Annotated in this window: 29 protein-coding genes and 2 riboswitches; of the genes, 7 read left to right on the top strand and 22 right to left on the bottom strand. The window is 36.5% G+C overall.

The genetic code is table 11. From position 1 onward, the window contains the following. Positions 1-66: 66 nt before the first annotated feature. The gene (locus ABC371_RS17670; RefSeq protein ID WP_412897995.1) at positions 67-306 is read right to left on the bottom strand and encodes a spore germination protein; all 240 of its coding nucleotides are present in this window, start codon (positions 304-306) and stop codon (positions 67-69) included. Between the two features lie 187 nt (positions 307-493). Next, entirely contained in the window at positions 494-685 is a 192-nt protein-coding gene (locus tag ABC371_RS17665) for a hypothetical protein (RefSeq protein ID WP_412897994.1), read from the bottom strand. 315 nt (positions 686-1,000) lie between these two features. Here ABC371_RS17665 and ABC371_RS17660 point away from each other — a divergent pair, with 315 nt between their 5' ends. Beyond that, positions 1,001-1,465, top strand: coding sequence for a low molecular weight protein-tyrosine-phosphatase (locus ABC371_RS17660; RefSeq protein WP_412897993.1), 465 nt, complete (start codon positions 1,001-1,003; stop codon positions 1,463-1,465). An 85-nt stretch (positions 1,466-1,550) separates the two neighbouring features. On the opposite strand, the gene ABC371_RS17655 is transcribed toward ABC371_RS17660, so the two are convergent. Genes ABC371_RS17655 through ABC371_RS17645 form a run of 3 tightly spaced genes read right to left on the bottom strand, consistent with a single transcriptional unit; the run spans position 1,551 to position 3,463 of the window. Next, positions 1,551-2,558, bottom strand: a complete 1,008-nt coding sequence (locus tag ABC371_RS17655; protein ID WP_412897992.1) for an LLM class flavin-dependent oxidoreductase — start codon at positions 2,556-2,558, stop codon at positions 1,551-1,553. A 14-nt stretch (positions 2,559-2,572) separates the two neighbouring features. Continuing rightward, entirely contained in the window at positions 2,573-2,857 is a 285-nt protein-coding gene (locus ABC371_RS17650; RefSeq protein ID WP_412897991.1) for a DUF3219 family protein, read from the bottom strand. A gap of 3 nt (positions 2,858-2,860) precedes the next feature. Then, positions 2,861-3,463, bottom strand: a complete 603-nt coding sequence (locus tag ABC371_RS17645; protein ID WP_412897990.1) for a class I SAM-dependent methyltransferase — start codon at positions 3,461-3,463, stop codon at positions 2,861-2,863. 134 nt (positions 3,464-3,597) lie between these two features. On the opposite strand from ABC371_RS17645, the gene ABC371_RS17640 reads away from it, so the two are divergent. Continuing rightward, complete coding sequence (locus ABC371_RS17640) at positions 3,598-3,924, top strand: LapA family protein (RefSeq protein ID WP_412897989.1); 327 nt, start codon at positions 3,598-3,600, stop codon at positions 3,922-3,924. A 31-nt stretch (positions 3,925-3,955) separates the two neighbouring features. Here ABC371_RS17640 and ABC371_RS17635 read toward each other — a convergent pair whose 3' ends face one another. Further along, on the bottom strand, positions 3,956-6,154 hold the full coding sequence (locus ABC371_RS17635) for an ATP-dependent helicase (RefSeq protein WP_412897988.1): 2,199 nt from the start codon (positions 6,152-6,154) through the stop codon (positions 3,956-3,958). 148 nt (positions 6,155-6,302) lie between these two features. Here ABC371_RS17635 and fumC point away from each other — a divergent pair, with 148 nt between their 5' ends. Next, positions 6,303-7,691, top strand: coding sequence for a class II fumarate hydratase (gene fumC, locus ABC371_RS17630; protein WP_412897987.1), 1,389 nt, complete (start codon positions 6,303-6,305; stop codon positions 7,689-7,691). 34 nt (positions 7,692-7,725) lie between these two features. Here fumC and pepF read toward each other — a convergent pair whose 3' ends face one another. Next, positions 7,726-9,516, bottom strand: coding sequence for an oligoendopeptidase F (pepF, locus tag ABC371_RS17625; protein ID WP_412897986.1), 1,791 nt, complete (start codon positions 9,514-9,516; stop codon positions 7,726-7,728). Between the two features lie 134 nt (positions 9,517-9,650). On the opposite strand from pepF, the gene ABC371_RS17620 reads away from it, so the two are divergent. Then, on the top strand, positions 9,651-10,436 hold the full coding sequence (locus ABC371_RS17620) for a hypothetical protein (RefSeq protein ID WP_412897985.1): 786 nt from the start codon (positions 9,651-9,653) through the stop codon (positions 10,434-10,436). Between the two features lie 176 nt (positions 10,437-10,612). Here the strand turns inward: ABC371_RS17620 and ABC371_RS17615 are convergent, their stop codons facing one another. The 5 genes from ABC371_RS17615 to ABC371_RS17595 all read right to left on the bottom strand — a co-directional run bounded on the left by ABC371_RS17615 (position 10,613) and on the right by ABC371_RS17595 (position 12,913). Continuing rightward, complete coding sequence (locus ABC371_RS17615; protein WP_412897984.1) at positions 10,613-10,771, bottom strand: hypothetical protein; 159 nt, start codon at positions 10,769-10,771, stop codon at positions 10,613-10,615. A gap of 15 nt (positions 10,772-10,786) precedes the next feature. Next, on the bottom strand, positions 10,787-11,233 hold the full coding sequence (locus ABC371_RS17610) for a DUF5392 family protein (RefSeq protein WP_412897983.1): 447 nt from the start codon (positions 11,231-11,233) through the stop codon (positions 10,787-10,789). A gap of 335 nt (positions 11,234-11,568) precedes the next feature. Continuing rightward, positions 11,569-12,045 carry a Cys-tRNA(Pro) deacylase gene (gene ybaK / locus ABC371_RS17605; RefSeq protein WP_412897982.1) on the bottom strand — a complete coding sequence of 159 codons (477 nt, stop codon included), beginning with the start codon at positions 12,043-12,045 and terminating at the stop codon, positions 11,569-11,571. Between the two features lie 16 nt (positions 12,046-12,061). Continuing rightward, entirely contained in the window at positions 12,062-12,457 is a 396-nt protein-coding gene (locus ABC371_RS17600; protein ID WP_412897981.1) for a VOC family protein, read from the bottom strand. A 114-nt stretch (positions 12,458-12,571) separates the two neighbouring features. After that, positions 12,572-12,913: a VOC family protein gene (locus ABC371_RS17595; RefSeq protein WP_412897980.1), complete on the bottom strand. Its 342-nt coding sequence runs from the start codon at positions 12,911-12,913 to the stop codon at positions 12,572-12,574. A gap of 106 nt (positions 12,914-13,019) precedes the next feature. On the opposite strand from ABC371_RS17595, the gene ABC371_RS17590 reads away from it, so the two are divergent. After that, positions 13,020-13,538, top strand: a complete 519-nt coding sequence (locus tag ABC371_RS17590; RefSeq protein WP_412897979.1) for a TetR/AcrR family transcriptional regulator — start codon at positions 13,020-13,022, stop codon at positions 13,536-13,538. A gap of 56 nt (positions 13,539-13,594) precedes the next feature. On the opposite strand, the gene ABC371_RS17585 is transcribed toward ABC371_RS17590, so the two are convergent. From ABC371_RS17585 to ABC371_RS17560, 6 genes are all read right to left on the bottom strand, one after another. Further along, the gene (locus tag ABC371_RS17585) at positions 13,595-14,092 is read right to left on the bottom strand and encodes a YfiT family bacillithiol transferase (protein ID WP_412897978.1); all 498 of its coding nucleotides are present in this window, start codon (positions 14,090-14,092) and stop codon (positions 13,595-13,597) included. 151 nt (positions 14,093-14,243) lie between these two features. Beyond that, positions 14,244-14,639 (bottom strand): secondary thiamine-phosphate synthase enzyme YjbQ, encoded by a 396-nt coding sequence (locus ABC371_RS17580; RefSeq protein WP_412897977.1) that lies wholly within the window; start codon positions 14,637-14,639, stop codon positions 14,244-14,246. A gap of 24 nt (positions 14,640-14,663) precedes the next feature. Beyond that, on the bottom strand, positions 14,664-14,867 hold the full coding sequence (locus ABC371_RS17575) for a zinc ribbon domain-containing protein (protein WP_412897976.1): 204 nt from the start codon (positions 14,865-14,867) through the stop codon (positions 14,664-14,666). A 59-nt stretch (positions 14,868-14,926) separates the two neighbouring features. After that, a complete protein-coding gene (locus ABC371_RS17570) occupies positions 14,927-15,820 on the bottom strand; it encodes a TIGR01777 family oxidoreductase (protein WP_412897975.1) in 894 nt (297 codons plus the stop codon). 160 nt (positions 15,821-15,980) lie between these two features. Next, complete coding sequence (locus tag ABC371_RS17565; protein ID WP_412897974.1) at positions 15,981-16,553, bottom strand: ECF transporter S component; 573 nt, start codon at positions 16,551-16,553, stop codon at positions 15,981-15,983. Between the two features lie 167 nt (positions 16,554-16,720). Then, a riboswitch (FMN riboswitch) is annotated at positions 16,721-16,850 on the bottom strand. Between the two features lie 117 nt (positions 16,851-16,967). After that, the gene (locus ABC371_RS17560) at positions 16,968-17,969 is read right to left on the bottom strand and encodes an LLM class flavin-dependent oxidoreductase (protein WP_412897973.1); all 1,002 of its coding nucleotides are present in this window, start codon (positions 17,967-17,969) and stop codon (positions 16,968-16,970) included. A gap of 276 nt (positions 17,970-18,245) precedes the next feature. Between ABC371_RS17560 and ABC371_RS17555 the strand changes: the two genes are divergently transcribed. After that, positions 18,246-18,929 (top strand): DUF421 domain-containing protein, encoded by a 684-nt coding sequence (locus tag ABC371_RS17555; protein WP_412897972.1) that lies wholly within the window; start codon positions 18,246-18,248, stop codon positions 18,927-18,929. An 83-nt stretch (positions 18,930-19,012) separates the two neighbouring features. Further along, on the top strand, positions 19,013-20,428 hold the full coding sequence (locus ABC371_RS17550) for a Na+/H+ antiporter NhaC family protein (RefSeq protein WP_412897971.1): 1,416 nt from the start codon (positions 19,013-19,015) through the stop codon (positions 20,426-20,428). Positions 20,429-20,466: 38 nt separating this feature from the next. On the opposite strand, the gene thiW is transcribed toward ABC371_RS17550, so the two are convergent. From thiW to ABC371_RS17530, 4 genes are all read right to left on the bottom strand, one after another. Beyond that, on the bottom strand, positions 20,467-20,970 hold the full coding sequence (gene thiW, locus ABC371_RS17545) for an energy coupling factor transporter S component ThiW (protein WP_412897970.1): 504 nt from the start codon (positions 20,968-20,970) through the stop codon (positions 20,467-20,469). A gap of 21 nt (positions 20,971-20,991) precedes the next feature. Continuing rightward, positions 20,992-21,753, bottom strand: coding sequence for a 3-oxoacyl-ACP reductase (locus ABC371_RS17540; RefSeq protein ID WP_412897969.1), 762 nt, complete (start codon positions 21,751-21,753; stop codon positions 20,992-20,994). Between the two features lie 90 nt (positions 21,754-21,843). Continuing rightward, positions 21,844-21,950, bottom strand: a riboswitch (TPP riboswitch). 64 nt (positions 21,951-22,014) lie between these two features. Next, the gene (locus ABC371_RS17535) at positions 22,015-22,677 is read right to left on the bottom strand and encodes a DNA alkylation repair protein (RefSeq protein ID WP_412897968.1); all 663 of its coding nucleotides are present in this window, start codon (positions 22,675-22,677) and stop codon (positions 22,015-22,017) included. 115 nt (positions 22,678-22,792) lie between these two features. Beyond that, positions 22,793-22,924 carry a hypothetical protein gene (locus tag ABC371_RS17530; protein WP_412897967.1) on the bottom strand — a complete coding sequence of 44 codons (132 nt, stop codon included), beginning with the start codon at positions 22,922-22,924 and terminating at the stop codon, positions 22,793-22,795. Positions 22,925-22,976 lie beyond the last annotated feature (52 nt).

The following is a 22,976-nucleotide window of genomic DNA, read 5'->3' as shown; positions in this document are numbered from 1 at the left end:
TAAAGATAAATATTCTTTAAGCCATTTCTTTTCCCCTATAACTACCCACCACAAAATATTAAGTCCTCATTGGTTTATGTCAGGTGAAGATGGATTCTCGATTTGATCTTGATCGCTAATGTCGGAATCTTTTGTAACCGTTCTTATCATGGAGAAAGAGGGTGAAAAATCTCCCATTGAAAAATTAGCACCATATAATTTCATGTTAGCAGTATGGCTATTTTGTAATGTTCCTCCAAAATTGATGTTTGAATTTTGTGTCATCGCGTTAACCTTAAAGTTAGCAATTTTAATTAGATTAAACATAAGCTCCTCCAAATATAAATCGATTTGATACAAGGTATGTTAAACAGGCATTATTTGAAAGGGACAAACATGGAATTTGGTATATATAGTCTTTAGCATATCTTAATCACTAATATAAAAAAGGAATTAACTAAATGGACTCCCCCATGAGGAAGTCCATTGGAATAAAAGATGACTTTACTTCATTCTAATCCTTATTTTTGGAGCTTTGTTTTTCGTTATCATTAGTAACTTCCCTCGTCTTGTTATTTTGCGCTCCGCCAGCAATAGGACCTACATTAGAACCAAATGGATCAAGAGCAGAAGAGATGGTATCACCAGTTTCTACTGCATACCTAGTATCATTTTCGTTACCTTTGCCTTCGTTAATATCAACCATCTATTTGACTCCTTCGTTTTTATAGTGAAGTGCTATTTGTTTTAGTAGCACAATCCTGTAACATATTGTATCCAGTTTTGACAAATTTACTTGGAGGGATTGAAGAGCAGCACTAACTGTAATTTTTTTCAAACCTTCTTATTAAAGTACCAGCCCTTGCCCAGTCTCTAAGTTTAGGTCTAGCGCCGTTCCATACTTCAGTTTTGTACATATGTTGTGATTATGAAAAGAACACAAGATGAGAGGTTCTAAACCTGGCAAATAGTACATACGGGCTGATTTAGCTCTAATCATTATGGCTGGAGGTTCTAGTACATGATCAACGTTTTATTTGTGTGCCGTGGAAATATATGCCGTTCACCGATGGCTGAAGCCTTGTTTCGTCACTTAATCAAAAAGGAAAATCTGACAAACAAAATCGCAGTCGATTCCGCTGCTACCAGTCCTTGGCAAATTGGATTTCCTCCGCATGAGGGAACCCTTGAAATTTTAAAGAAACACAATATTTCTACCAATGGGCTTATAGGACGTCAAATAAAGAGAAAAGACTTTTGGGAGTTCGATTATATTATTGGTATGGACGAAAGCAACATAAAAAATATCATTCGAATAACAGGCAAGCCCAATCATCCAAAAATCAATAGGTTACTCGACCTTACCAAATATAGGAAGGATGTTCCTGATCCATTTTACACAGGTGATTTTGATGAAACCTACCGTCTTGTTTCAGTTGGCTGTCGGGCATTACTTAATAAAATTCGTAGTGAACAAAACTTATAACAACAAAAAAGCACACGCTCTCTTATAAAAATACCGTGTGCTTACATATGTTCTAATGATTATCCCAGAAATAGATCCGTTGAACTTAGCTTGTTGTAAGCCCCATCTCTTTTGCAATAAGTTCATAGGATTTTAGTCGGTCCTCAGGAGAGTGTGTAATTGTGACAAGCATGATTTCATCGGTTTGGTAGGTTTTTTCAAGTTGCAGGAGTTTATCCTTCACTTCTTTTGGATTTCCGATAATGACTTTTTGTTTCATTTTTTCAAAGCCTTCGTGGAGTTTCTCATTCTCAAGGTAGTCCATTGCTTCTGAAATGGACGGAACTCCTTCCTTCCCTTCTCCCTTTTCTCTTTGTTTGCCCCATACATAAGAACTTAGCGCAATTTCCTCTGCTTTCTCCTTCGTTTCAGCACAAATAGCAGAAACAGTAACAATAACTTGTGGTTTGTCGCCTTCATTTCGTGGTGTAAAGTTATGAATATATCTTTTGACGATTTCTTCGCCATCGTTGTCGCTCATGAACAGTCCGAATGTGTATGCTAACCCTTTTTCCGCTGCAAGGATAGCACTCTTTTTGCTTGTTCCCAAAAGCCAAGGAACTGGCGGTGTTAGCGGGATGGGAGCTGCCTTCAGGTTAGCAAATTCATGGTCAGCGGGCAAATCATTATAAATAAAGTGAAGCAGCAAATCGATTAATTCTGGCATTTTCCAAACTTGTTGAAGAAAATTATCGGATAACGCATTTGTCGCTTCTGCAGAACCACCAGGCGCCCTTCCAATTCCGATGTCGATCCGATTTGGAAATAAAGTCGAAAGCATATTGTAAAGTTCAGCCACCTTATATGGTTTATAGTGGGGCAGTAAAACAGCACCCGAACCAATACGGATTGTTTTTGTTTGTGCTCCAATGTATCCAAGCATGACCTCTGGTGCAGGGCAAGCTAGTCCAGGTAAATCATGATGTTCAGCTACCCAATATCTAGTATAGCCGAATCGTTCCCCTGCTTGCGCTAGATTCATTGACTCATTCAATGCTTGTTGTGGTGTTTGATTAGCCGAGATGGGCGCTTGATCTAAAATACTTAATTTCATTAAGAGCCCCCCTCCTATTCTCTTGTTTCACGAAGAATTAGCGTGAAATCCCCAACTTGATCTTTTTCATAGAGATTCGTGATAGAAGTTGAATATTCTTGGATGATTACGTTACATGCAATATTTCGCTCTGGAACCTTTAATTCAAAATTCCCCTTATATAAAAGGGTTGTTATATCATGATAATCTTCACTTGATACTTTAAATTCGACTTTCACTAACAAGAGATGATTTTCTGTTTCTTCAGAGAAATGAGTTACATTCAATTTGTAATCATTTAAATATATTTCAGTAACCATCGGTCAGCTCTCCTCTTTAATATTTCGTATTTGCAACGCAATGAACAGTCCATTATAAAATTCTTCTTTACCTACAATTTTTAATCCATTTCGTATAACAAGATTTTCAGTTTCTCGATTTAAACAACAACCATCACATACTTTTTTCCATACAGGTGTAAGCCAATCCTGTAGTTTTGATAAAAAAGGGGTTCGCATTTTCACGTGCTCAAACATAAGAATGGTTCCGTTTGGTTTACAAACCCTTTTCATTTCTTGTAAAGCCATTTCAGGGTTTGGTATTGTACAAAATACAAGCGTGGCTACAACGGTGTCATATGTATTATCCTCAAATGGTAATTTTTCAGCACCTACTTGAACAATTTCAATCGGAACAATAGCTTGTTCTTTATTTTCATGGGCTCTATTTGTCATATAAGGATTGGGTTCAATTGCCGTTACATGATTGACATCTTGATATAACGGGAAATTGATGCCTGTACCCGAACCTAATTCAAGTACATGTCCCGTTGCTTTGTTTAGCAATTTGCGACGAATCGAGATGAATTTTCTCTTTTCTAGTGGTTTCATAAAAAAATCGTATAGTGTTGGAAAAACCGTACCCATTGTTTCAACTCCAGTAATCTTCAATACATCAATTATATAATAGTTTTCAGATAGATTTCGAATTATTGCTATAGTGGGAACATGAAACGCCATAATTGGGTAAGCTAAAAACAAGTAGAACTAAGGAGTTGTGTATGGTGAGATTCCAGTGGAATTTTATTTTGGGACTTATCTTTGCTTTGATAGTTGCGATATTTGCGGTTGTGAATGTGGATTCTGTGAAAGTAAACTATGTATTCGGTTATACAGAGATCCCGCTTATTTTAATCATTTTAGGTTCCGCTTTACTTGGTGGTCTGATTGTAGGTATGTTTGGTATTCTACGTCAATACAAGCAGAAAAGACATATAAAAAAACTGGAAAAAGAAATCGAACAGATAAAAGCAGTGAAGATTCAGGAGTCACCAATAGAGACGAATCCTAATATAGAAACAACTATTAATGCAGAGAATGAAAAATAAGGAAAGGTGCGGTACCTTTCCTTGTCTCTTCCTAATTAACCGAAACCTCATTTGCTGGCTCTAATAACCCCATTTCAAGACAGGTTTCAAGTAGTAAAGCTTTCCGTACTTTTTGAAATTGAATTTCGATTTTTTCTTCAGCAATCGAAACAACTGTTCCTTGCCCAAAAACACGGTGTTTAATGGTCATTCCCACTTGAATGTCTTCTGCCTTTCTAATCGCATCTGGATTATAAGGGACAATTGCCTTTTCAACTTTCAACTTTTTCTTTTGCCCAGACGGCTGTACCTTAACGGGAGGTGAAATGATATTTTTTACATTTGCAACAAATCGAGACTGAACAACCTCTTTTCCGTTTTGTTTTTTATACGTCAAAAGTTCAAGCTCCTGTTCAGCACGTGTAATCCCAACATAAAATAGTCTAACTGCCTCTTCCATAAGATCTCGTTCGCCATCTTTATATTTATTAATCTCGTCATGGGAAGGAATCACTCCTTCAATTAGATCAATCATATAAACCTTTTTAAACTCAAGTCCTTTTGAACTATGAAATGTGGAAAGGGTAATGGCATCTTTGTTTTTATTAAATTTTGAGACTTTCATCAGATCTTCGAGATGCTTTAATCGTTTTGCAAATTGCTCCATCGTGTCAAGTGAATCTGCAATTTCCTCGAGCGTTTGAAGGACGCTGAAGATATACTCCGTATTAAATCCGAGTTTCTTACTCATGTCTTTAAGCGTTTTGTCGTAATTAAGCTGGTTCCTTATTTGCTTAATCGCCTTAAGTGGCTGAACCCCCTTCATTTCTTGAAAGGTTTTTTGACATGTTTTAATTTGCTTCACTTGATAGTCTTTTAAGCCTTTATTTTGTAATAGACGTTCAAAAATGGATTCAGATGGCTTCTTTTTTGCAAGTTCGAACAGTTGTTCTCTTGATAAGTAAAACCCACATTTCGTGTAAATTTGCTGAAAAATATCGACTCGTTTATCTGTAAATGTCATTCTCATAAAATTCAATATGTCTTTTACAACCCAATGTGAGAAAAAGCGATTATCAGAATCCTTTATATAGAAAGGAATTTGATTCCGATCAAGCTCATTTATTAACATGATGGATGAAGAGTTGTTTCGATATAATACAGCGACATCCTTCTTCTTTTCTACCAAGTCAATTTCTTGGACAAGATATTTTGCTTGGTTCCGATAGTCCTCGAACTGTGTGATTTCAATTGGCTTATGGCTGAGATTTTCGGTGTACATATTTTTATCGTAGCGGTCTTTATTCCGCTTAATGAATCGATTGGCAACATCAACGATATCCTTTGAGGAACGATAGTTTTGCTCCATTTTTAGGATTACCGCATTTGGATATACTTTTTTGAAATCTAACAAATACGTTGGCTCTGCTCCACGCCAGGAGTAAATGGATTGATCATCATCTGCAACGATAAATAAATTTTGATGTAGTTTTACAAGTTTTTCTATAATTTTATGCTGGACGAGTGAGGTATCCTGGCTTTCATCAGTAAGAACATAATCATAGCGGTTTTGGTATTTTTGCAGAATTGATTTATCTTTATTAAATGCGTCATTTGCAATGGTTAACATATCATCATAATCGAGTAATAGATTACTTGGATTTGCGTTCTTAATTTTTTCATATTCCTCAAAAATGGCCTCAACAAATGGAATGTCACAATCAATATTTTTCCACTCATTCCGTGGGAGAAGCTTATTCTTAATAAAACTAATATACGTTGTGAGTTCCTCAAGCTGTTCTTCGGTGATCATCTCATCATTCATCGCTTTATAAATTTTTCGCAAAAGTAGTTTTTTATTAGGACCACCATCTAGGCTTCCTTCAATTAATTGGTAGGAAACTTTTTGTTTATAAAAATAATCCCGAACCACCTGAAATGCAAGACTATGAATCGTTGAAAAGTCTACAGGAGTAGTGGTGAGATCAGGAAAGAATCGAGCAAATCTTTCTTTCATATCGGCTGCAGATGCACGACTAAAAGTTACAGCCTTAATGCGTGAAGGTTCTACCCCCACTTCTTCAACTAAATACCCAATTCGCATAATCGTTGTCGTTGTTTTTCCCGAACCAGGTGAAGCTAATAAGAGTAATGGTCCCCTTGTGTGAAGAACGGCCTTTTTTTGAACGTTATTTAGTTGTACACCGAGCTGTTGTTTCTTTCGATTAATAAAGCTATCATCTGTATTCACGGTAGCCCACCTACCTTCCATAAAAACTCCATTATAAATTCTATCATTTTTATGGACAAGGATGTTGTGTTCTATACGAATTTCAAAGACATAATACAAGGGAATAATTGGTACCCTTATATAAAGAGGAAAACAAGAGGTGATCATTTTGGAGTACAGAATCGAAAAGGACACAATGGGTGAAATTAAAGTTCCAGTGGCTGCTTACTGGGCTGCTCAAACTCAACGGAGTAAAGAAAATTTTCAAATTGGGACAGAGAAGATGCCCCAAGAAGTGTTAGAAGCCTTCGCCATATTAAAAAGAAGTGCGGCCATTACGAACAAAAAGCTTGGTAAATTAAGTAAGAATAAAGCTAAAGCCATTTTAAACGCTTGTGATGAGATATTAGCTGGTGATATGTTTGAGCATTTTCCACTAGTTGTATGGCAAACGGGTAGTGGAACACAAAGTAATATGAATATCAATGAGGTTGTTGCAAATCGTGCTACTCAATGGTTACATGATCAAGGTATTGATGAAAAAGTTCATCCAAATGATGATGTCAATATGAGTCAAAGCTCTAATGACACATTTCCTACAGCAATGCACATTGCTGCTGTAAAAGCAGTAAAAGAACATCTAGTGCCAGCACTTGAGAGATTACAGGCAACTTTGCAGGAAAAAGAAAATGAATTTGCTAGCATCGTAAAAATTGGAAGAACTCATCTTCAAGATGCTACTCCATTAACACTTGGTCAGGAGATTAGCGGCTGGGTCCATATGTTAAAGCGTTCGAATGAGATGATAAAAGAATCGACTGAAAAAATACTTGCCCTTGCGATAGGCGGCACGGCAGTAGGAACTGGTATTAATGCTCATCCGAAGTTTGGTGAGAATGTGGCAAAGGAAATTTCGAAATACACAAAGCTTTCCTTCTTCTCTTCAGATAATAAATTCCACGCGCTAACCAGTCATGATGAGATTGTGTATGCACATGGAGCTTTAAAAGCATTAGCAGCTGATTTGATGAAAATAGCAAATGATGTTAGATGGCTAGCAAGTGGTCCACGATGTGGGATTGGAGAAATTAAAATTCCTGAAAATGAACCTGGCAGCTCGATTATGCCTGGGAAAGTAAATCCAACCCAAAGTGAAGCCCTTACGATGGTTGCCGTTCAAGTAATGGGCAATGATGCAACAATTGGAATAGCGGCAAGCCAAGGAAATTTTGAACTTAATGTGTTTAAACCAGTAATTATCTATAATTTCCTTCAATCGGTTCTTCTTTTAGCGGATTCAATGGAATCTTTTAATAAAAACTGTGCAGTTGGAATTCAAGCAAACGAAACGATCATCTCTAAGAACCTACATGATTCCTTAATGCTCGTAACAGCCCTAAATCCATATATTGGCTATGAAAAAGCTGCGAGTATCGCAAAACATGCACATAAACACGGTACTACCTTAAAAGATGCAGCCCTCCATTTAGGCATTTTAACAGAAGAACAATTTGACCAATACGTAAAACCTGAGGATATGGTTCATCCAAAGGAATGAAAAAGAGCCTTCCAATTTCGGAAGGCTTTCCTTTTTACAGTTTTGAAAATTCTTCTACTAATTCATTAAACTTTTTCAATGAATTTTCAATTGGGTATGGAGTTGTAAGGTCTACTCCAGTCTTTTTCAACAATTCAAGTGGATAGTCTGAACTTCCACTCTTTAAGAAGTCAAGATAAGGGATTAATGTTGTTTCGTCCCCTTCTAGAATCTTCGTAGCAATATGAATCGCAGAAGCAAATCCCGTTGCGTATTTATAGACATAAAACGGGCGGTAAAAATGTGGGATACGTGACCAGCCGTATTTTACTTCGTCATCAAACACGAGATCCTCTCCATGGTATTCTCTAAATAACCCTTCATACACTTCACTAAAAGATTCAACATTTAATGGAAGACCTTGTTCAGCCATTTCATGTGTCTTCTTCTCAAACTCTGCAAACATCACCTGAGTAAAGAATGTGCCCTTAAATTTATCAATAAAATGATTAATTAAGAATTTCTTTACTTCTTCATTTTCTTCATTGTTCAATAAGTAATTAATTAATAGCACTTCGTTAACTGTTGAAGCTACTTCAGCAACAAAAATACTATACCGAGCCGTAATTTGTGGCTGGTGTTCTGAGCTTAATTTGCTGTGAACCCCATGGCCACATTCATGAACCAACGTAAATAAACTATCCAAGTCATCCTGATGATTTAAAAGGATATATGGATGTACGCCATACACACCTAAGTTATAGGCGCCAGACCGTTTTCCAGGTGTCTCTCTAACATCGAAATAACGTGATTTTCTAAAATCCTTTAGTGTTTGAATATAGTCTTCACCTAAAGGAGCAAGTGCTTTACACATCGTTTCAAATGCTTCATCATACGATATATCTTTCTTTGCTCCACTAACGAGTGGCACACTTAAGTCATATTGACGAAGCTCATCAAGACCTAATTTTTCTTTGCGGATACTTGTATATTTGTGCATCGCATCAATGTTTTTTTTCGTGGTTTCAATTAGATTTTCATAAACGTCTTTTGGAACATTATCTCCGAATAATGCTTTCTCAAGTGCTGATGGGTAGTGTCTCAGCTTGGAAATCGTGACATTATTTTTAATGGCTGCAGATAATGTCGAAGCGATTGAATTTTTTAAGTGTACATAGGGCTCGTAATATGCTTTATAAGCCTCTCTTCGTTTATCACGGTCTTCATCCTCAATCAACTTGGCATACATCCCTCTTGTAAGTTCAACTTTTTCACCATTATCTTTCGTAACCTTACCAAAGCGAATATCTGCATTATTTATCATTCCATACGTCGTACTTGGTGCAGAAAGTGCCTCACCTAATCGAGATAAAATTTCTTCTTGGTCCTTATTTAAAACATGTGGCTTATAACGAAAGGATTCCAGTAATTCTTTTTCAAAATACTGAAGACCCTCTTCTTCGGATATGTATCGTTTTAATGTTTCTTCATCTAAGCTTAATAAAAATGGCATGAAAAATGAATTTGCTGAACTTACCTTTACACTAAGTTGCTTGGCTCGATCTAAATAAGATTGGGACTTTGTAACCCGAGTATCTTCATCTACCTTTAACATTGCATAAGCAAAGAGCATGTTAAAATGGAAAGACATTTTTTCACTCAACGTTAAATACTCACACAATGAATGTCCATCATGGATATTACCATCAAATGTTGCGAGTTCCACCCCCATCTTTTCAATGAGCCGATAATCTTCTTCCCATTTATTTAGGTCAGAGTAGAGATTATCTAAGTTCCATTTTTCTTGTTCAGGTACTTCATTTCGAGACGTATACGTAGTTGTCATCGCAATTCTCCTTTTGTTTAAATTGAAAAAAACTTTTATTATGTAAGAAAGAAATATATGATAAGAAATAGATATGTTTCATTTTATTGTATATGAATTACATAAATTTGTAAAAAACGAAAGGATGTTCATACATGGCGAATACATTGCCTCATGTAGAGGACTCGGCCAGTACAACATATCTCCCTCCAAAAGGAGAATATGAAACTTTTGTAGACGAAGCCCACTATGAAGAAAAGGTTAGAGAATGGGGTCTTTCAGTTAAAAAAGAATACTGGTACAAAGAAAGAACCCACCAACGAATCGTTACAATAAAAGGCTATGAAGTGTACGGTAAAACACAGGAACACAATACAATTGTACTTGAGTTTGAGGATGGTAATCTAACCTGTATTCACCCTGCCTATTTAAAAGAAATGCAATCACCTAACTTTGCAAAAGCGGCTATTTCAGACACGGCAGTAGTGACGGAGAAGAAAAAGGAAACCACGAGTAAAGTCACTGTTGAAAAACCTGCATCGACAGAATCAAAAGCGGCTGTAAAGAAAGAACAACCAACAAAACAAGTTAAAAAGGAAAAAGCACCAAAAATTGAGTTGCCAACTGACAAGGTTCATTTTACCGCTACAGTTAAACAATTTGCGCTTACATGGAACCATTTTAACGAAGATAATGATGAGGTTGTCGTACTTGAAAATGTAGTTATTCAGCAGGAAGACCCCGTTCAGATTGGACTTGCTTGGTGCTCCCATTCAAAGACGTTAAAGAAACTGGAGCTTGAGCCAGGGAATGAACTTGAATTTGATGCAAAAGTTGTGAAGAAGAAGTTAGCAAAAGGCAAGGATGTCGATGATGAGTTCATCATTGAAGATCCAGTTCACTATAAAATCAATAACCCTTCAAAACTTAAGAAAAGCTAAAAGAGCAAATCTTTTAGCTTTTTTCTGTATATTTCTTTTTGAAATGCGCAAGTGCCAAGAGCGGGAAAATATACCGGTAGCTGTGGTAGTGTATGAAAAAAGTCCCCTCCCCTGCCCTTTTGGATATGTTGTTGTTCAGTCGTTTCGATCCACTCTGTATGGGTCAGGTTTTCCTATTACGATCCTAGTACAAGCTTACTTCTTTTTTTACAAAGGGATGCATTCACTCCTTGACTCTGTAGCTGTAATAGAATTTGGTGGATTGATTTTTTATGCTTTGCTTTTTTAACTGGTCTTTCATCCTGCTTTGTCGTTTCGCAATTTGAGGGCTTCATATAATTAAAACTCCTTTAGGAATAAAGATTTCGCTTTTCTCTCTTGTTTTCCTCATCTAAAAATTCAATAAAGTAGTGAAGAGCAAGCTTCGGTTGGTTTTGAAGACGTGCAATATAGTCTTGCTGGCGTCCTGCTGTTACTACATCACTCTTTTTGATTCTTTCAATCATATATTTAGAAGAAATAGCTTCTATTTCCTTCTTCTTCATTTTTGCTTCCTTTGCTAAGGCGAATCCAATTGCTCCAATGATGGCATAAATGAGAAGTGACGGAATAGCTTCATTGGTAAATGGCATGAAAAATAGTAAAAACACTAAATTAATAAGTGAAATCATGATCAATGGAAACGACCAAAACATATACTTAGATGTCTTCATCATGATTGGAGCAACTTTTTTATGTAGCTGCTCAAGTTCCTTTGTGATAAATACTGGCAAATTCTTCGTTGTAATGATATTCATCTATAAACTCCCCTTCCGTTTTGATGGATGAGAAAAGGCCTATATCCCGTTTGATATAGGCCTTAAAAAAGCAAAAAAGACCTATACCATTGTTATTGGTAAGGTCTTGCTAACAACGTTATAGTTGCCAACAAAGCCGAGAGATTAATCTCTGTATTGACGACTTTGCTGTTAAAGCTACTCCCCTTAGAGTATCCAGTTAATTATACATACATTTTAACATATGGGCTTAAACCAAACAACCCATAGTAACCATTCTAATATAATCTTAAACAAATATGTTTGAATCGTTTCTAAATAATTATGTGATTTCATCTTTCGCGAATAATATAATTTTATTTAATGATGTCTACAATTTGTCCATCTGTTGCAGTTGTTAAATCAGCCACTTTTAGTTCGACCTGCATTCCAATTTTTCCTGCGCTAACAATAATGCTGTCAAGGGTCGAAGCTTGAGCATCAATAAATGTAAAATATGCTTTTTTCATACCGATTGGGGAGCAACCGCCTCTAATATAACCTGTGTGTTTTTGGATATCCTTTACGGGTACCATTTCGACCTTTTTACCATTAGCTACTTTTGCTGCTTTTTTTAGATCAAGCTCTTCTTCAACTGGAATGACAAACACAAAAATATCTTTGTTGTTTCCTTGGGCAACCAATGTTTTGTAAACCTTTTTTATATCTATTCCTACCTTTTGTGCAACAGATACTCCATCAATTTTTCCATCATTACTTTCATATGTATGAATCTTGTATTCAATCTTTCTAGAATCCAAAATCCTCATGGCATTTGTTTTACCCTTTGCCAATTCTAAAGTCCTCCTTTTATTGTCTTCTACCAAAAATGATTTTCTTTCGCTCTTCCTTTTCTGATTGGTTATGATATTCAAATAAGCCAACTTTATTTCCCCATGGATCTGAAAATGTAGTCCAATTTACAGGGACCTCTTCCCTTGAATAGATTTCGAATGGCTCTATTTTTAAATCGTTGATTAGCCTTTCTCGCTCTTTTTCGAGATTATCTATCCCTAATCTTAATGGACCGGAACCGATTGAGGGAATTCTCTCAGCAATTTGAAGCCAACATCCAGGAATCAATTCCCACTCTGCAAACCCATCATGAGGAATAAAATCAGGTTTTTTCTTTAGAAGTGTTTCGTACCAATCTTGCCCCTTAGAGATGTCACCCACACGAAATTGAATTGTCATTTCATAAATCAACTAAAACCCTCCTCCTAAAGTATTTTATCCATAAGTATTCTGTAATTAAATTACAGATTCCTCTTTTTCATAATGAAAAGCAGACAGTAGATTGGCTGTCTGCTCTAATTGGGGCTATTTTTCTTTTGTAAAATCTAAAATGCGAATAGGGTTTCCGGAATTGTCTAAATAGATGGCGTAGCGTCCTGGTGGGATATCATGAGGTTCTCTAACAAAATTAAGAGTATCTTTGTTTTTCTTATAAAATTCGTCTACACTATCAACCAGAAAGACTCCTCCTGCAGAAAGCCCTTCATCTTCATCTTCAATCATAAGACGAATATCGGTGTTTGGTAAATGAATGGCCGCAGTATGTTCCCCTTCTCTCCACGCTTCTTCAAACCCAAGATTTTCACGGTAAAATGCAAGAGATTCTTTAAGGTTTTTTACTGGGTGATATAAAAATAGTAGTTTCATTTTCCTTCCTCCTCCTCAATAAGATAAAATATTTATGTAATGCGTAAATTGGTTATGTTTAGCGTAAATCATTTACGTATTCTTGTCAATATGGTATGATCAAAATATGAAAGAGTGGATACCAATACCAGGAACTAATAAAGATACCATACTAAAAGTGGCTTTAGAGGAATTTAGTATCAAAGGATATAAAGTGGTAAATATCACAGAACTTGCCCAAAAAGCAAACGTGACTACTGGTGCTATTTATCATCACTTTGGCTCAAAAACAAAGCTCTATGAAGTTATTCGGGCTGAAATGGAACAAAGGATCTTAGATAGAATGGAGGGTGCCGTATCTTTATTTGAAGATACATATAGAAAAATTGAAGCAGCAATGCTAATTGGATTAGATTTTGCAGTTAAGGTTAATATTTGTCGCTTACTTTGTGAGGAATCTCCGGGAAAAAATAGAGATAGGGTTGAAAGTTTTTTTAACGAAATGATTTCGGAATCACCTCTTCCTTTAAATATTATTGTTACTGCATCATGGAGATCAATCTTAAAATCACTTGCTGAAGGTGAGATTACACCTGAACAAGGAAAGCAATTAATCAAATGGTTGTTTATCAAAGAATCGTATTAATAGAAGAAGCAATGCCTAGGTGCATTGCTTTTATATTTTCCAATTTTTATTTTTCACTAAATCGTGATATGCGCCAGATGATGGTTTCCATGCCAAGCGCAAAAGCCTAAAAAGATGCCTAATTTCATTTCGCCACCTTCTGGGTGAATATATGACAAATCGAAATCATCCATTGAAAAGCTTTGCAAAAGTGGGACCCAACGTTTGTGAACACCTTCGATGATTGTTAATGAAACATCCACTGGTAGAGTTGAATCTGTTAGTTCAGCCCATTTCGCTTCATCATATGGTTTAATAACTGGATTATTTTCGGTCACAGCTAACTTAAAACGAATATATGAATTCATCGATGCATCTGCAATATGATGAACAACCTGGCGAAGTGTCCATCCCCCATTACGATAAGGTGTATCAAGCTGTTCATCTGTTAAATCTTTCACAGCATTCTTTAGTAAAGATGGTAAATTCTCAATTTCCTTTATCCAGCCCGCTGCCAATTCTTCTGTCAAATCTCCATCAAACCGGAATTCTCCAATCGGATAACGTTCATCCATTATATTCCCCTCCTAAAAGTTTCGAATACTAAAATGCTTAGTACTATTTTAACAAATGTAAGGGAATTTTTCTGCTTCGACGAGTTTTACGAAGGAGTTGTAACAATGTGTTTTCTAAATGGAAAAAGGCGAATCATTGGGATTCGCCTTTTTACAAGATTTTCACATAGAATGTTCGAGATCGAGGACCATCAAATTCGCAAAAATAGATTCCTTGCCACGTACCCAGGAGTAAACGTCCATTTGTGACAATAACATGTTGCGATGCACCGACAGTACTTGCTTTCATATGAGCTGCGGTGTTTCCTTCCATGTGACGATCAAGCTTATGATGCCAAGGATATACCTCATCAAAACGGCGAATCATGTCACGTTTTACATCGGGGTCCGCATTCTCATTAATCGTTATCCCAGCTGTTGTATGTGGACAATAGACAATCACAGCACCCTCTCTTATCCCCTTTTCGTCAATAATGGCTTGAACTTTTTCTGTTACATCTACCATTTGGTCGCGATTATTAGTTTGTATACTGAGCTTGTGCAGCATGATTTATGTTTACCCTTCATCACATTATCCAAAGAATAAATCAAGGATATTTGATGTAGTAGAAGAATTCTTGTTGTAGAATTCAGAGTATCCGCAATTCTTACAATACACAACAGTAAAACGATTGTTTTGAATATCTAACATTTTAGTAAGTCCAGAACCTGTCATCAATACATCTTTCGTTCCAGCATTTGTGCTTCCGCATTTAACGCAGCCTTTACTTTCCATAAAATCATCTCCAATTTTAGTTTTAACACTATTGTTTACGAATTTATAGGAAAATAGTTTCAATTATTTTTTGTTATTTGTGTAAGTGCGTCCTCGATTGTTGGATAAGAAAAAATAAATCCTTCCTTATTCAGTCTTTCTGGAATAACCCATCTGCTCTTTAAAATTAATTCAGTTTCCGTTCTAATAAAAATCGCACCAAGTTCAAGAAGCCAAGCTGGGGATGGTAATCCGAATTTACGATTATATGCGTCTCGGAGATTATTCATTAACTCGCGATTTGTAATTGGATTCGAAGTTGAGCAGTTAAAGACTCCAGTTAGATGGGAATGATCACGTATATAAAGTACAATATTGAACAAATCTTCAATATGAATCCAACTGAATTTTTGACTACCAGGTCCCTGGATCCCACCAAGACCAAAACGAACTAAGTTTTTATATGGAATCATTACACCTCCACCGGCTCCAAGTACAATCGAGATTCTTAACGCTACCTGCCTCGTTCTTTGGAATTGATAAGAAAAAAAGGCTTCTTCCCATCTTTTTGCAACATCCACTGAAAAACCAGTACCTATTTCCCCAGATTCTTCTGTCATCGGTCTATCTTCAGCATGCCGATAGATCGTTGCTGTGCTGGAATTAATCCATAATTTTGGCGGATTTTTGCATTCTTCGAGGGCATTGCCTAATATTTTCGTAGTCTCCGTTCGAGAGAGGAAAATTTCTTGTTTATTTTTGTCGTTATATCTGCAATTGACTGATTTCCCTGCGAGATTGATAATCATCTCGGAGTCTTCAAGTGCTTGTATAATTCCTTCCCTATCATCCCAAGTGATGTTTGGGGCATTTCTTGAAATCACTTTTACTACATACCCAAGTTCAGTAAACCTTTTTAAAAAATAGGATCCCACAAAACCAGTACCACCTGCAAGGACGATTTTCTTCTTCATAGTTTTCATCCCCTTTTATCATTCTTTTACTAGTTTACCATTAACTAGGATTATGAAAAACGATTTTCAAAGATTTGAAATGAAATAGGACTTTCTCGACTTTGGTAGCTGTAAAAACAAAACAAGCACCCGCCCCCGGGTGCTTGCTATATCAACTCATTTATATCGACGCTTGTTTATTAATCCACGGGTGTAGACGAGTATACAACAACATGAAGATTGTTGCTACAATTAATCCTTTTAATATGTTAAATGGAAGAATTGCGTAAACCACCATTTTGAGTGTCTCTGGTGCTGACATGGCCGGGATATTCAAGAAAAAGTTGAATGCCGGTAGGAAGACATAGTAGTTAAGGACACTCATGATGATTGCCATCATCGCTGTACCGCCAATTAATCCAATTGTTAAGCCTAATTTCGTTTTTAATAGTTTAAAAATATAGTAGGTTGTGAGAACAAATATAATCCCTGCTACAAAGTTTGAAATATGACCAACAGGTACCCCAGTTTCACTTCCAGTGATGAAATAATCAATCATGTTTTTGAATAATTCAACCAGGATTCCGGCCATCGGTCCAAAAATGAGTGCTGCAAGCAATGCTGGAACATCGCTAAAATCGACGTTCAAAAAGCTTGGGAATGTTGGCAATGGAAAATTCAAAAACATTAAGATGTACGAAATCGTACTTAGCATTGCAATTGCCACAAATTGACGTAAAGGTATTTTCTTCATTTTTTCTTTCCTCTCCTCTTTTGTCGATCCACCTCAAAAGAAGAAAGGTTCAGCATTTAAGTCATACCCAAATAAAAACCCCCAAGAAATGGCTTCTTGAGGGAGTTAATGTAAAAGGCACGCTTAATAAACGTTCAATCATAGTAAAATTTTTGAACGCGCAGAACCTCCATCTTCTCCCATCCAGACTATACTGTCGGCTTTGGAATCGCACCAAATCCTGCCTTACGGCTCGCGGGCTTAGAGAGTAATCTCATCACCGCCGGTCGGGATTTTCACCCAGCCCCGAAGATAGATCAATATTTAGTTTCACTTTATAATATCAAGTTTTATATCCGTTGTGAAGCAATTTGCTTCAAATTGCCCAATTTAGGATTAAAGCCACAGCATAATCAGCAAAATACCCTTTAAAACTCATTTTCCATCGACAACTTCTTTTAAAATCTCATATGAACGCTTTTGTTTGTCCGGATCATAGATGTAAGAAACAGCCATAAGCTCATCGACATTATATTTTTCTTGGAAACTTGTCAATTGCTTGCGAATGGAATCTTTGCTGCCTAATAATGTGACACTAGACATGGATTTTGCCATTTCTTTTTCTTGTGCGTTCCAAAGTTCATCCATGTTGTCAACTGGTGGTTGTAATGGGTTTTGGGAACCACGTACAACGTTTAAGAAAAATTGCTGCATGGTTGTGATTTCTCGTTTCGCCTCTTCATCCGTTTCTGTTGCAATAACATTTAGGCAAACCATCATGTATGGTGAGCTTAAATATTCGGATGGTTCAAAACGTTTGCGATAAATGGAAATCGCCTCTTCCATATATCTAGGTGCAAAATGTGAGGCAAATACATACGGAAGTCCTAATTTTGCTGCTAAATAAGCAGAATCCGTTGAAGAACCAAGAATATAGATTGGTACATTTGTATCCACTCCAGGATAAGCTTTTACATACCCTTGGCTTTCCATCGGACCAAAGTAGGTGAGTAAAGCCTTTACATCATTAGGAAAGGTGTAAACAGAATCATTATTTGAACGTCTTAAAGCATTTGCTGTCATCATATCCGTACCTGGTGCTCTTCCTAGACCTAAATCAAGACGGTTTGGATAAATGGTCGCCATTGTACCGAATTGTTCAGCCACAACTAATGGTGAATGGTTTGGAAGCATAACACCACCGGAACCAACTCTAATTTTTTCTGTATGCTCTAAAGTATGTTTGATTAAAATGGACGTCGCAGAACTAACTAATGTTGGTGAATTGTGATGTTCCGCTATCCAGTATCGTGTGTATCCCATTTTTTCAGTCGTTTGAGCTAAATCAACCATAGCATCAATTGCGTCTTTCTGATTTTGCCCGTCACGAATTGGAGCAAGGTTTAAAACGGAGACGGGAATATTTATATTTGTCATGTGTATGACCTCTCTTCTATTATTTCATTACTATCTTATCAATTGTAAGTAAAGAAACAAACAATGTTGCTCGACATCGTTTACTTTCTAATATTGTATTATCTGCATGTTTGGTCTTATTCGTGATACCCCATTCAACAATTAGTAGGATTATATTAAAGCATAAAAACACTTTCTATTTGAGTAGAAAGAGTTTTTTATTGGTTGTAAGTTTTAATAGTAATAATGAAATAGGTAAAAACTAATTAGGTAAATTCAGGTTAAGGTGGAGTATTTATGCACTTTTTTGCCTCGCAAGACCATCTCACTGCTGTTGAATGGATACTCAGAGCAATCGTGGGCTTCGTGTTTTTTATCGTGGTAGCTAGAATGATGGGGCAACGAACTATTTCACAGGTCGGTCTTCTCGACTTTGTGATTGTCTTACTAATTGGAAATATAATGGCTCATCCATTATCAGATGAGAGGTTAGGTTTAACAGGGTCAATGATTACGATGACCGTAATCTTGATTCTTTACTTAATTGGTATTTTATTAAGTCTACGTTTACCTAGGATAAGAAAGTTGTTTATTCCTGCACCGATTCCACTAATTGAGAACGGAAAAGTGCTTTATAAAAATTTGAACAAAGCAAGGATTTCAATCGATGTTCTTTTATCCGAATTAAGGATGCATAAAATAGAAGAAATTCAGAAGGTTGCTTTAGCATCTTGGGAGCCTGGCGGATCTATATCAATCTTTTTAAAAAGTGAACACCAACCGTTAACTCCGAATTCCTTTAATGCTCCTGTCCAGCCATTTCATTATCCTAAGACCATTATTAAGGAGAAAAAGATAGACTATAAAGTCCTACAGCAAATTGGGAAAAATGAAGATTGGCTATTGCAAAAACTCCAAACAACCTCTAAGAATGTAACACTCAACGAAATTTTACTTGGAACAATATTTCTATATCAATAGAGAAACTTTGCATTCAAAATACTTCCTTTCCAAATTGGTCATACTAACCAAATGAACATTTTTGTATATTGGAGGACATTGGTTTGGAACATTCATGGCTCTCTCTAATTCCTTTTTTAATTGTAATCGGCATGGCGATTTGGTTAAAGGATATTCTACCTGGACTTGTTCTAGGATTATTAGTTGGTTCGATTCTTGTTACATCTGATTTATTAGCTGGAACACAGCAAGCAATAACTTATATCGTGACCACGTTATCAGACCCAACCAATATTAAAATCGTAAGCTTTTTATATGTGTTCGGTGGTTTAGTTGGGATGATGAATATCGCCGGAGGTATTAAAGGATTTACAGAATGGATTGGGGAGAAAATTAAAACTGAGCGAGGCTTGCTCGGGTTAATTTGGCTCACACTCCCTTTTACTTTTATGATGCCAATGTTTCGGATTATGATGGTTGGCCCTATTATTAAACAACTCATCAAAAAAATGAACCTACCAAAACAGAAGGTCGGTATGACATTAGATATTTCAACCGAATCGGTAATTGTACTTTTACCAGTTGCAACGGCGTTTGTTGGCTTTATGGTTTCACTTGTTGAAGGTGGTATCAAAGGACTTGATTTAGGTATGACTGCTTATGAAGTTTTCCTGCTTAGTATCCTGTTTAATTTTTATGCAATCGTGATGCTTCTTATTGGAATTATTCAAACATTATGGCCTTCCAAAACAAAATCAAGTTCTGAAAAAAATCAGGACGAAGAAGAAAATGAGCACGAATTTCACCGAATGGGGATAAAAAGAGAGTTATCCCTTGTAAAGGCTCAGCCTTGGCATTTAATTGTCCCGGTCTTTCTATTATTAGGACTATCGCTTTACCTTTTATGGGAGGACGGCAAATCACTCGGTGCTCAAACGGTTTTTGAAGCATTTTCGATGGCTGACGCGACTTTTGTGATGCTGTTGGCTGTGTTCATCACCCTCATTTTTACATTTGTCTTTTATGTGTTTCGAAAGCAGAAATTACATGAAATCATGTATCATTTTTACGATGGTGGCAATCAAATGATGCAGGCAATTAGCCTTCTTATCTTAATATGGGCCATAACTTTATCAGCCGAAGATCTCGGATTTTCAACATTTATTAGTTCAACTTTAGGTTCATTTCTACCTGGATTTTTAACTCCTGCAACGATTTTTATAATAGGCTCTGTTGTCGGCTATTTTATTGGATCCTCATGGGGAACATGGGGGTTATTTATGCCGCTTGGGATTGCGCTAGCTTTATCAACAGGCGCCTCAATCCCATTAACCGTGGGAGCTGTATTTGCGAGTGGAGCATTTGGAGCATTGACATCCCCACTTGGTGATACAACTATTACAACAGCATCGATTTTAGATCTAGACCTAGTTGATTATGCTCAATACAAATTAAAAGTTTCAGCGATTGGTGGGATACTTGCAACAGTTCTATATATCATAGGTGGTTTAATGATTTAAAAAAGACTAAACGCTAACTGTTTAGTCTTTTTCCGATGTTAAAGATTTCGTTCTTGATATGTTTTAAAGGCAGGGCTTTTTAATACGATGCCAACGATAATAAACCCAAAGATAGATCCTGCAATTGAGCTAAAAATGAACGCGGGCACGAACCCAAAAAGCGCTGCATCCTGACCAAGTATGAGTGTGGCGATTGGATAACAAGCCATCGCTCCTAATAATCCGGTTCCGATAATTTCACCGGTCATTGCCATAGAAGCTTTCTTTGTTTTTGAATATAAAAAGGCTGCTAAAAACGCACCAATCATACTTCCTGGAAAGGCAAATAATGAACCTGTCCCTAGCATGTTTCGAAGTAATGATACTGAAAAAGCTTGAAGTACTGCGTATGCTGGACCCAAAATGACTGCCGACAGTACATTAATAAAATGTTGCATTGGAAACACTTTTGTAAATCCGATTGGTATTGCAAACAAATGGCTTGTAACTGTTCCTATTGCGACAAACATCGCTGTAATTGTCATTTTTAATGTTTTATTCACTGTTAATCCTCCTTTTGAAATTTAGTCCATTACTAATCCGCCATCAACGACTAGGTTCTGTCCAGTTACACCTTTACTCCAAGGTGATGCAAAGAAAAGAACCGCATTCGCAACATCCTCTGGTGTCGTGACTTTTTGAAGAGGTGTTGAATTCTTAATTATTTGGAAAACCTCTTCAGAAGTTGCCGAACTTGCATCTGTTGTTTGAAGTAGACCTCCTGATATCATGTTAACGTTAATGCCATAAGCCCCAAGGTCTTTTGCCATGTTTCGAGTAAATCCTAAAAGTGCTGCCTTACTAGTGTTGTAATCATGATAGGCAACGACAGGGTTTTGAAAGAGATTTGTACCAATAGTCACGATTCGACCAAAACCTAATTCCTTCATGTCAGTAATTGCAGCTTGAGTTGTATGTAAAGCCCCTCGGATTGCTCCTTCGAGCTGTGCGTGATAATCTGCCCATGATATCTCTTCAGCGTTTTTTCTTGCAATGGGATCAAAACGGAAATTTATTAAAGCGTTATTAACAACTGTTGTTATAGGTTGATCAAAATGCTTTTTCGATTCAATAAATAAGTTCTTTACCTGCTCACGATTTCTCACATCAGCTTGAATTGCAATTGCGTTTTCACCAATTTCTTCTTTTAGAGAATGAGCTTTTGCTTCACTTTTGAAGTAATTGATAACCACTTTCGCTCCTTCATTTGCAAATGCTTTTACAATTTCCTTTCCTAGTCCACGTGCACCACCGGTAACAAGAACAACCTGATTTTGTAATTTCATTCTAGTAGCCTCCTAATAAAGTATGATAAGAAATACGCAAAAAGCCAGATCCACATATATGGACCTGGCTTAGGTAGCAAGAAAAGATGGAAGTTTTCCACTCTACTTTCCTCCGCCGGTATTACCCGGATCAGGTCCAAAGGGTTAAAAAACGTCCGTTTTTCTCTCAGCCCAGTCGGGCACCCCTAGTAGTTTGCGAATATTCTTTCTATAAGCATAGTATGTTCAGACAAAAATGTAAAGGTAATTGATCGCTAGCCTTTAAATATATTTACTCCCCTCTCTAATGCTTAATTTCGCCAGTGTGGTTTCATTAATAAATTCACGAACTGAATCTGGGTTAGTTTTTGAGTATTCCCTTAATGCCCAACCGATTGCCTTTTGGATGAAAAATTCCTTACTATCTGCATTAGCTCTTATGTATTTGTATAGGTATGTTTCATTTGTTTCTAGTTTGTATTTTAATTGAAATAATATCGATGAACGTTTTAGCCATATGTTGTCACTGAATGTCCATTTTTCGATTTTATCCTCAATTATGCTGGGTGTTTCTTTTGCGATTTTTCCAATAAGATGTGGGGCAAGAATATCTACCGTGTCCCACCAAGATTTGGTGATAATGAGATTCTCTATAAATAGTAAATGGCTGCTATTTATTTTCTTTAGAGACTTAACTAAATAGTCTAATGCTGCATATTGATATTCGCGTTCTTCTTTCATCCACAATTGTTTGACAAGCTTAAGATTAATTTCTTGTTGTAAAATACCTGTTTCTTTATAAAAATCACGCATTAATTGTCTTCTTAACGGTGCTTTTATTCCAAGGAATGGGAACAGGTTTTTCATATATTTCTTCATTGGTTCTGCATTTTCTTCATTTCGATTCGTTTCAAATAATTCAACAAGATCATTTAATTCGTTCATAACATGCTCCTTTATTACGTTTCCTTTATTGTACGTTATTGCCTTTTATAAGCAAAATAAAAATACCATCTTTTCTATGTAAGAATACGCACGAAAAGATAGTATTTAGAGGAAACTACTGCATCTTTATAGGTGTAACAACAGCAAATAAGTTTTCTGTTGGAGTGTTAAGGTTTACTTCGATTACCTTGTAGCCTTCTTTGTCCTTGTAATCATTTGAAACTGGTGTTTTAATCTCGTTGCTCATCTTCGTACTTCCCTTCTAACAGTTTTCTCACACAATAAGTAGTATATGAAGG

It is taken from the genome of Bacillus jepli (genome assembly GCF_047238305.1).
Taxonomy (GTDB): Bacteria; Bacillota; Bacilli; order Bacillales; family Bacillaceae_L; genus Ferdinandcohnia.
The sequence above is the reverse complement of the archived record's forward strand: the minus strand, read 5'-3'. Positions and strand labels throughout refer to the sequence as shown.

What these genes read in the sequence shown, in the direction of transcription:
- ABC371_RS17670 (WP_412897995.1), bottom strand. Translation starts at nt 306, where the DNA reads ATGTTTAATCTAATTAAAATTGCTAACTTTAAGGTTAACGCGATGACA.
- ABC371_RS17665 (WP_412897994.1), bottom strand. Translation starts at nt 685, where the DNA reads ATGGTTGATATTAACGAAGGCAAAGGTAACGAAAATGATACTAGGTAT.
- ABC371_RS17660 (WP_412897993.1), top strand. Translation starts at nt 1,001, where the DNA reads ATGATCAACGTTTTATTTGTGTGCCGTGGAAATATATGCCGTTCACCG.
- ABC371_RS17655 (WP_412897992.1), bottom strand. Translation starts at nt 2,558, where the DNA reads ATGAAATTAAGTATTTTAGATCAAGCGCCCATCTCGGCTAATCAAACA.
- ABC371_RS17650 (WP_412897991.1), bottom strand. Translation starts at nt 2,857, where the DNA reads ATGGTTACTGAAATATATTTAAATGATTACAAATTGAATGTAACTCAT.
- ABC371_RS17645 (WP_412897990.1), bottom strand. Translation starts at nt 3,463, where the DNA reads ATGGGTACGGTTTTTCCAACACTATACGATTTTTTTATGAAACCACTA.
- ABC371_RS17640 (WP_412897989.1), top strand. Translation starts at nt 3,598, where the DNA reads ATGGTGAGATTCCAGTGGAATTTTATTTTGGGACTTATCTTTGCTTTG.
- pepF (WP_412897986.1), bottom strand. Translation starts at nt 9,516, where the DNA reads ATGACAACTACGTATACGTCTCGAAATGAAGTACCTGAACAAGAAAAA.
- ABC371_RS17620 (WP_412897985.1), top strand. Translation starts at nt 9,651, where the DNA reads ATGGCGAATACATTGCCTCATGTAGAGGACTCGGCCAGTACAACATAT.
- ABC371_RS17615 (WP_412897984.1), bottom strand. Translation starts at nt 10,771, where the DNA reads ATGAAGCCCTCAAATTGCGAAACGACAAAGCAGGATGAAAGACCAGTT.
- ABC371_RS17610 (WP_412897983.1), bottom strand. Translation starts at nt 11,233, where the DNA reads ATGAATATCATTACAACGAAGAATTTGCCAGTATTTATCACAAAGGAA.
- ABC371_RS17595 (WP_412897980.1), bottom strand. Translation starts at nt 12,913, where the DNA reads ATGAAACTACTATTTTTATATCACCCAGTAAAAAACCTTAAAGAATCT.
- ABC371_RS17590 (WP_412897979.1), top strand. Translation starts at nt 13,020, where the DNA reads ATGAAAGAGTGGATACCAATACCAGGAACTAATAAAGATACCATACTA.
- ABC371_RS17585 (WP_412897978.1), bottom strand. Translation starts at nt 14,092, where the DNA reads ATGGATGAACGTTATCCGATTGGAGAATTCCGGTTTGATGGAGATTTG.
- ABC371_RS17580 (WP_412897977.1), bottom strand. Translation starts at nt 14,639, where the DNA reads ATGCTGCACAAGCTCAGTATACAAACTAATAATCGCGACCAAATGGTA.
- ABC371_RS17575 (WP_412897976.1), bottom strand. Translation starts at nt 14,867, where the DNA reads ATGGAAAGTAAAGGCTGCGTTAAATGCGGAAGCACAAATGCTGGAACG.
- ABC371_RS17570 (WP_412897975.1), bottom strand. Translation starts at nt 15,820, where the DNA reads ATGAAGAAGAAAATCGTCCTTGCAGGTGGTACTGGTTTTGTGGGATCC.
- ABC371_RS17565 (WP_412897974.1), bottom strand. Translation starts at nt 16,553, where the DNA reads ATGAAGAAAATACCTTTACGTCAATTTGTGGCAATTGCAATGCTAAGT.
- ABC371_RS17560 (WP_412897973.1), bottom strand. Translation starts at nt 17,969, where the DNA reads ATGACAAATATAAATATTCCCGTCTCCGTTTTAAACCTTGCTCCAATT.
- ABC371_RS17555 (WP_412897972.1), top strand. Translation starts at nt 18,246, where the DNA reads ATGCACTTTTTTGCCTCGCAAGACCATCTCACTGCTGTTGAATGGATA.
- ABC371_RS17540 (WP_412897969.1), bottom strand. Translation starts at nt 21,753, where the DNA reads ATGAAATTACAAAATCAGGTTGTTCTTGTTACCGGTGGTGCACGTGGA.
- ABC371_RS17535 (WP_412897968.1), bottom strand. Translation starts at nt 22,677, where the DNA reads ATGAACGAATTAAATGATCTTGTTGAATTATTTGAAACGAATCGAAAT.
- ABC371_RS17530 (WP_412897967.1), bottom strand. Translation starts at nt 22,924, where the DNA reads ATGAGCAACGAGATTAAAACACCAGTTTCAAATGATTACAAGGACAAA.